Annotated in this window: 5 protein-coding genes and 1 pseudogene; 2 read left to right on the top strand and 4 right to left on the bottom strand. The window is 37.6% G+C overall.

Annotation, left to right across the window (positions count from 1 at the left end; genetic code table 11):
• Window positions 1-97: 97 nt before the first annotated feature.
• Complete coding sequence (locus FC65_RS07545) at window positions 98-607, bottom strand: GNAT family N-acetyltransferase (protein ID WP_056972145.1); 510 nt, start codon at window positions 605-607, stop codon at window positions 98-100.
• Window positions 608-822: 215 nt separating this feature from the next.
• Between FC65_RS07545 and FC65_RS07540 the strand changes: the two genes are divergently transcribed.
• Window positions 823-1,662, top strand: a complete 840-nt coding sequence (locus FC65_RS07540) for an aldo/keto reductase (RefSeq protein ID WP_056972144.1) — start codon at window positions 823-825, stop codon at window positions 1,660-1,662.
• A 65-nt stretch (window positions 1,663-1,727) separates the two neighbouring features.
• Here FC65_RS07540 and FC65_RS07535 read toward each other — a convergent pair whose 3' ends face one another.
• From FC65_RS07535 to spxB, 3 genes and pseudogenes are all read right to left on the bottom strand, one after another.
• Window positions 1,728-2,429 (bottom strand): hypothetical protein, encoded by a 702-nt coding sequence (locus FC65_RS07535; protein WP_010496144.1) that lies wholly within the window; start codon window positions 2,427-2,429, stop codon window positions 1,728-1,730.
• A gap of 41 nt (window positions 2,430-2,470) precedes the next feature.
• The gene (locus FC65_RS07530; RefSeq protein ID WP_056972143.1) at window positions 2,471-3,055 is read right to left on the bottom strand and encodes an LOG family protein; all 585 of its coding nucleotides are present in this window, start codon (window positions 3,053-3,055) and stop codon (window positions 2,471-2,473) included.
• Between the two features lie 87 nt (window positions 3,056-3,142).
• Window positions 3,143-4,903: pseudogene (gene spxB / locus FC65_RS07525) on the bottom strand (pyruvate oxidase).
• 338 nt (window positions 4,904-5,241) lie between these two features.
• Here spxB and lepA point away from each other — a divergent pair.
• Window positions 5,242-7,071 (top strand): translation elongation factor 4, encoded by a 1,830-nt coding sequence (lepA, locus tag FC65_RS07520; RefSeq protein WP_056972142.1) that lies wholly within the window; start codon window positions 5,242-5,244, stop codon window positions 7,069-7,071.
• Window positions 7,072-7,284: the final 213 nt, after the last annotated feature.

Genomic DNA, 7,284 nt, shown 5'->3' with positions numbered 1-7,284 from the left:
TTTCTATCAGTACCAAATATTATAGAACCTAGAATTTAAATAAAAAAAGGGTGGTTGTTACTGTTTCGTTAGTAACAACCACCTTTTTTACTGTCGTTTACTGGTCATTTGCAAAATGTCTTCCCATAATGACCAAATCGAGGTAATTTTCGTCGATTTGAGCAACTTGTGGTAAGAATCCCCATTCTTCAAAGAAATGTCTCTTGAATAAGTTTAAACTCGCCGTATTTTGTTTAAAAATAAAAGCAACTATGTTTTGAATACCTAATTTTTTTAAATGTGCTGAAATAAATTCAAGAGTTTTAGTGCCTAAGTGTTGACCGCGATAATTTTCATCTAAGTAAAGACTGATTTCTGCAGTTTTCTCATAGGCGGCTCTGCCATAGAAAGGTTCTAATCCGACCCAGCCAACAATTTCACCTTCTTCATTTATTAAGACCCAAAGAGGATGAGAGTCATTTGAGAAAGATGCAAACCATTCTTTTCTCTCTGAAACGGAAACGGGGCGAATATCAGCCGTTATATTTTTTAACTTGATAGTTTGATTATATATTGCAACAATTTTTGGCAGATCAGTTAATTTAGCATATCTAAATGTTATATTCATCGGAAGTTCTCCTTAATTTAGTATGTGTTTGTATTATGCAACATTTGCTATTGTAGTAAAGCAATGAGTATCAGCAGAAACTTAGTTGCATAATACAAGACAACATGATTTTTTAGATTTTTAGCCTGATATATGTCACTAAATATATTACATTATTTTAATACGGTTTTGCGTTATACTATAGCTAAAGAATATATTAAAGGAGGATTTATTAAATGACAATACCTGAAGTAGTATTAAATGATGGTTACAAGTTACCTAAAGTGGGCTTGGGAACTTACCAATTACGTGGTGGAATTGGCTATCATCAAATTATTTCCGCAATTAAAGATGGATATCGTTCGATCGACAGTGCAACAAATTATGACAACGAAGGGATAGTTGGTCAAGCTATTCGCGATTCTGGTGTTCCCCGTGATCAGATCTTCGTCTCTTCTAAACTACCTGGAAAATATCATCATTATGATGATGCTTTAAACGCGATCAGAGAGTCGTTAGCTCGAATGGGGTTAGATTATTTTGATTTTTATTTAATTCACTGGCCATTGCCTAAAAGAGGACTTTACGTCGAAGCTTGGCAGGCTCTCGTCACTGCTCAAAAGCTGGGATTAATTAAATCGATCGGTGTTTCTAATTTTGAACCCGAACACCTTGATAAAATTATTAGTGAAACCGGCGTTACTCCTTCAGTCAATCAAATTGAGATCCACCCTTATTGGGTAAATGATCAGCGTGTAAAAGAAAATGCTAAACGTGGCATTGTAACTGAAGCATGGAGTCCTTTGGGACGGGGCAGTTCTGCACTAACAGAGCCGATCGTTAAAAAATTAGCTGAGAAGTATAATAAAAATGCTGGCCAAATTTTGCTCAGATGGCACATTCAGCGTGGCATTGTTCCTTTACCAAAATCAACAAATTTGGATCATCAGCGTTCTAATCTTGATATTTTTGATTTTGAATTGACAAATGACGAGATCAAAGCAATCAATACTTTAGATCGTGAAGATGGGCGGATCGATGGGCAAGACCCTAATGAGTACGAAGAATTTGAGTAATTTGTAATGAGTTCAAATAAGCAGTATCATTCATGATTTGTTGGAGTCATGATGATACTGCTTTTTTAGAGTTGTTTTAAGAGTGTTTTGTCTGATAGAAATTGTTGGCAGTTTTGTTGCCAGTTGGTGTTTTTTTGGTCTAAGTCTGATAATACAGGGAGGATCCACTGGTTAGTAGGCAACAATTTCAGCAAAGAATGCCCGGAAAATTGTGAAAAAAGAAAATTTCTGCCATATAAACGAGCAACTATTTTTTGGAATTCTTCATCTTTGATCGGCAATAATAAATGATTGAGATTATTTCTTTGTCCTAAATAAAAGTCCTGTGTCATAAACATGCTGAGATTTAACGGCAGTGATTTATGAGATGAGGATATTTTAGCGGGTAGCCGAAGCACGCAGATCAAGCCTCTTTGTTCAAGCGAAAGCAAAAAATTCAGTATTGAAATTTCTGCCAAAGTTATATGAAAATAGTTATTTTTCTTGAGTGCAAGGCATTTTTTTAAATACGCTGAAAAGCGGACCAAATCTGCTGGGTCGCCCAGGTCAATTTGTAATTGTTGTGCATTCTTGAGCCATAGCGGATGATCAGCAGTTCTAAGCGTTAGCCATAGATTATGAGCATACTTCAATAAAAAATATGCGCTAATATCAGATTTTGAGAAATTGGCTGCACGAATTGAGCAAGTTGCTGGCAAGGCTTTAGCTACGTTCTTATACAGATAATTAAACAAAAGAGCTTTATTGTCGATGGTAGATTTGGTCATGACCCTTTGCCTCCAAAACCAGTTATATTAGCCCAAGAAATTTATTTTTTTGCGTCTTTACGACTGTATTTACGAACCTGTGGTGGTGTATAACTACTCATAAAGCTTAGTATTTCAGGTAATGAACTGGTAAATAGTAATTTTTGTCTATCATCACTTGTTAAAAAGCCGTTTTTAACCATGGAATCGTACATTTTTTCTAAGGGTGAATAAAAATTAGAGATATTATACAAAATACAAGGGTTAGGGTTTTCTCCGATCCGCGACCAGGAGAAAGCCTGTGAAATTTCCTCCAGTGTGCCTGGACCTCCTGGTAAAGCCAAGGAGGCATCGGAAATTTGAAGCATTTTCTTTTTACGAGTAGACATATCAGCAACAACTTCTAAATCTGTTAAACGGTCAAATGCGATATCACGTTTATATAGGACTTCAGGTATTATGCCGTAAACTTTTCCTTTATTGTCACTGATCGTTTTTGCCAGTGTCCCCATTAATCCATATTTGCCTCCGCCGTACACTAATTCGAAATTATGGGCAACCATCCATTTTCCCAATTCAATCGTAGCTTTTTCAAATTCTGGCGAAACCCCTGTAGAGGCTCCACAGTAGACTGCTAATTTTGTCATGTTTTCCATCCTTATTTGTAGTGGTTTGAATATATACACTGTACCATAAAAAAGCCGCATCATGAATGATGTGACTTTTTTGAAATATTAAAGTTGTACACCATATTTTTCCAAGTAGCAAGGGAATGGTTTTAATTCAGAAGCATCATATTCTGCAAAGAATTCTTCAATAGAACGTTTGCCATGAGCTTTTTGATAACCGTCGGAAATATATTCAACAAAGTGATCTCCTTCAATTTTAAGTTGCAGCTCTTCAACTGGGATACCACGTTTGCCAGTAATATTAGTGTCGATCAGTACTGGTTTGCCGGCTTTTGAAGTTGCAAGTGCTTCATCGAAGGCAGCTGCCAGGTCTTCTGCTTTATTAACTTCAATACCATGAACACCCATTGCTTCAGCAATATCTTTGAACTTGGCATCTTTTAAGTCAATACCAAAATCGTTCATAGTTAAATCATCTTGTTCAGATTTAATAAAGCTGAGATATTGGTTTGATGTAATAACGTTAATGACTGGCAAGTTGTACTTGTTTAGTGTTAAAAGATCTTGCATGACCATTGAGAACGCACCGTCACCAGCAATGTTAAAGACTTGACGTTTTGGATAAGCAAATTGTCCTGCAATTGCACCTGGAAGACCATATCCCATAGTTGCAAAGAGAGCGGAGATAGTCATCTTTTGGCCACGTTTCATGTTTAAGAAACGGAAACTATTAATGATATTATCGCCAACATCGACTGCAAAGAGAGCATCTGGTTCTGCAATACGATTGATTTCACGATAAACTTGTTCGTATTCAACTTCACCTTCATTTTTGTTCATTAAACTGTCCAGATAAGCTCTCCAGTCTTTCATATCTTCGACAGCAGCCTTGTAAAATGGTGATTCTGGTTGCTGTTCACTTAATTTAAGGGCTTTGTCCAAGAATTTACCTGAATCAGACCAGATACTGTAGTTAAGGTAATGATGACGACCAAACTTGGACTTGTCATTATCGATTTGTACAAATGTGAAATCATGTGTCCGGTAAACTAAGTTAGCAAAAGGAAAGTTAGCGCCCAATGCAATAACCAAGTCAGCTGAACCGAATACTTCGTCAGCAGCTTTAGATGCTGCACGGTTAGAGGTACCCATGTTACCTGCAAAGTCATCATCGACCTTACCCTTTGCAAGACCAGTAATAACAACAGGGATTTGGAGTTTTTCTGATAATTTTTGTAATTTGTCTTGGTTATCTTTAATTCCTGAACCAACATGGAAAACTGGGCGTTTAGCCTGCTTGATCATTTCAAGTAAATGATTGACTTCTTCGTCAGTAGCTTCAGGTTGTGGATCTGCTTTTTGATCTGTTGATTGTGCAGAAGAGAATGGGACATCCTCAATTTCCTCAAAACCAATATCATTAGGAATAACAACAACAGACACACCATTGTTTTTGTATGCCTCACGGATAGCCTTATCGACAACGTATGGCAAACTTTCTGGTGTCATAACAACACGATTGTAATCTGCAACATCAGTAAACATAGGAACTTCTGGAAACTACTGAAAGTAGTCATAGTTTATGTTTGCGCGCGGAACTTGACCAACGATAGCTAAAACGGGAACATTATCTTCTTTTGCATCGTATAAACCATTCAATAAGTTTACAGCACCAGGGCCGGCTGAACCGAAAGCTACACCGATTTCACCAGTAGCTTTGGCATGACCAGCAGCTGCTAAAGCACCGACTTGTACGTAAGTGATGTTTTCTTGTTCAACTTCTAGAGCATGAAGTGTCGAACTGATCGAACCGCCAGGATACCCATAAACATGCTTGACTCCCCAAGACTCTAAAACTTTAATCATAGCAACGCCGGCTTCAACGGTTTGTTGTTTTTGCAAAATAATACATCCTTTCTCTCTGATAAGCTAAAAAATCAACACCATTCATTCTACCGTAAAAGAAAAACGCTTACAAGGTTGTATACAACATTTTTTTAACTTTTTTTAAAATACCTAAAAAATTAAGTATAAAAACTTACTGATGCTTGTTTTTTAGGGCTTTGACTTCTGCCAATAAATTTTCCATTGAGGGTTTTTTGTCTTAAAAAATATAGAAAAATTGCTAAATTGACGGTTAAGTCTTTGACAGGCTATAATATAACGTTAGAAAGATAACAGAAGAGAAAGCAGGAATTTGCTGAATGAATATAGAGGAAATGAAGGAGCGGCAGAAACATATTCGTAATTTTTCGATCGTGGCTCATATAGATCATGGGAAATCTACTATTGCCGATCGTATTCTTGAATTGACGGATACTGTTTCCCACCGTGAAATGAAAGCTCAACTTTTGGATTCCATGGATCTTGAACGAGAACGAGGAATTACTATTAAATTGAATGCTGTTGAATTAAAATATCATGCTAGAGACGGAGAAGATTATATTTTTCATTTGATCGACACGCCAGGACATGTCGACTTCTCGTATGAAGTTTCGCGGTCTTTGGCTGCTTGCGAAGGGGCAGTGCTAGTCGTTGATGCCGCCCAAGGTGTGGAAGCCCAAACTCTAGCAAATGTCTATTTAGCTATTGACGATGATTTAGAGATTATTCCTGTCATTAATAAAGTCGATCTTCCATCGGCTCAGCCCGAGGTCGTTCGACAGGAAATTGAAGATTTGATTGGTTTAGATGCATCTGAAGCAGTGCTAACTTCCGGTAAAGCCGGTCTTGGAATACCGGAAATGTTGGAACAGATCGTGCAACAGATACCTGCTCCTGCTGGTGATCTTAAAGCACCACTTAAGGCTTTGGTCTTTGATTCAATTTATGATGATTATCGGGGTGTTGTTTTAAGCGTCAGGGTCACACAAGGTATTGTTAAGCCGGGTGATCGGATCAAATTGATGAATAGTGGGATGGAATATGAAGTTGCTGAAGTAGGGGTGAATTCGCCTAAACCTCTCAAACGTGATTTTTTGATGGCAGGTGATGTTGGTTATTTGACGGCCAGCATTAAAAATATAAAAAACACACGGGTCGGTGATACTGTTACTAGCGCAGATTCTCCTGCTGATAGGCCTTTAGCGGGTTATCGTGAAATGCATCCGATGGTTTATTCTGGACTATATCCGACGGATAATGCTAAGTACAATGATTTACGAGAAGCTCTTGAAAAGCTGCAATTAAATGACGCAGCCTTGGAGTTCGAACCAGAAACATCACAGGCTTTAGGTTTTGGTTTTCGTTGTGGTTTTCTTGGATTGTTGCATATGGATGTCGTTCAGGAAAGATTAGAGCGTGAGTTTAATATGGATCTGATCACAACGGCTCCAGCAGTTACTTACAATGTTAAGCTGACTGATGGTTCGTACGTTAAGGTTTCAAACCCAGCAGATATGCCGGAGGTTTCAAATATTGCACAAATCAATGAACCATTTGTTAAAGCGGAAATAATGGTGCCTAATGATTATGTTGGGGCAGTGATGGAATTGTGCCAACGCAAGCGGGGACAGTTTGTGACGATGGATTATTTGGATGATACGCGGGTCAATGTGATTTATAAAATGCCGTTAGCGGAAATTATTTTTGATTTCTTTGATAAGTTAAAATCAAATACACGGGGCTATGCTTCATTGGATTATGAATTTGACCAGGAACAACCGAGTGATTTGGTAAAAATCGATATTTTGTTAAATGGTGATAAAGTTGATGCGTTAAGTTTTATTTCGCATAAGCAGTTTGCACAAGAACGTGCGCGTGTGATCACTAAAAAGCTTAAAGAGATCATTCCACGCCAAAACTTTGAGATCCCAATTCAAGCGGCAACTGGTTCTAAAATAATTGCTCGGACTAATATCAAGGCTTATCGGAAGGATGTTACATCACGGATCCACACTGGAGATCCTGATAGAAGGGCTAAGTTGTTAGAAAAGCAAAAACGCGGTAAGAAACGGATGAAAGATGTCGGAACGGTTCAAATCCCACAAGAGGCGTTTATGGCTGTTTTACAATCAGAAGATGAAAGTAAATAATTTTGTTCTCTATTAAGCCATTTTAGAGTGGAAATTTTAGTTTGTTAGTCCTTCTAAATTAAGGTTAAGAATTGCAAAAGAGGTTTAACTAAACTAATTGACATACTAAAATGAGACTGGTGGTGAAGACCACCTGATTTCTATAACTGTTTGAAGGTAAGGCGGCTTATGGTTGCTTTGCCTTTTGGTTCTTTATCAAGTGGTACTGATGAA

The sequence above is a fragment of the Ligilactobacillus acidipiscis DSM 15836 genome (genome assembly GCF_001435755.1).
GTDB classification, from domain to species: domain Bacteria; phylum Bacillota; class Bacilli; order Lactobacillales; family Lactobacillaceae; genus Ligilactobacillus; species Ligilactobacillus acidipiscis.
Note: the sequence above shows the minus strand (reverse complement) of the source record. Positions and strands in the feature narration are given on the sequence as shown.

Coding starts and splice junctions, on each gene's coding strand:
- FC65_RS07545 (WP_056972145.1), bottom strand. CDS start 607: ATGAATATAACATTTAGATATGCTAAATTAACTGATCTGCCAAAAATT.
- FC65_RS07540 (WP_056972144.1), top strand. CDS start 823: ATGACAATACCTGAAGTAGTATTAAATGATGGTTACAAGTTACCTAAA.
- FC65_RS07535 (WP_010496144.1), bottom strand. CDS start 2,429: ATGACCAAATCTACCATCGACAATAAAGCTCTTTTGTTTAATTATCTG.
- FC65_RS07530 (WP_056972143.1), bottom strand. CDS start 3,055: ATGACAAAATTAGCAGTCTACTGTGGAGCCTCTACAGGGGTTTCGCCA.
- lepA (WP_056972142.1), top strand. CDS start 5,242: ATGAATATAGAGGAAATGAAGGAGCGGCAGAAACATATTCGTAATTTT.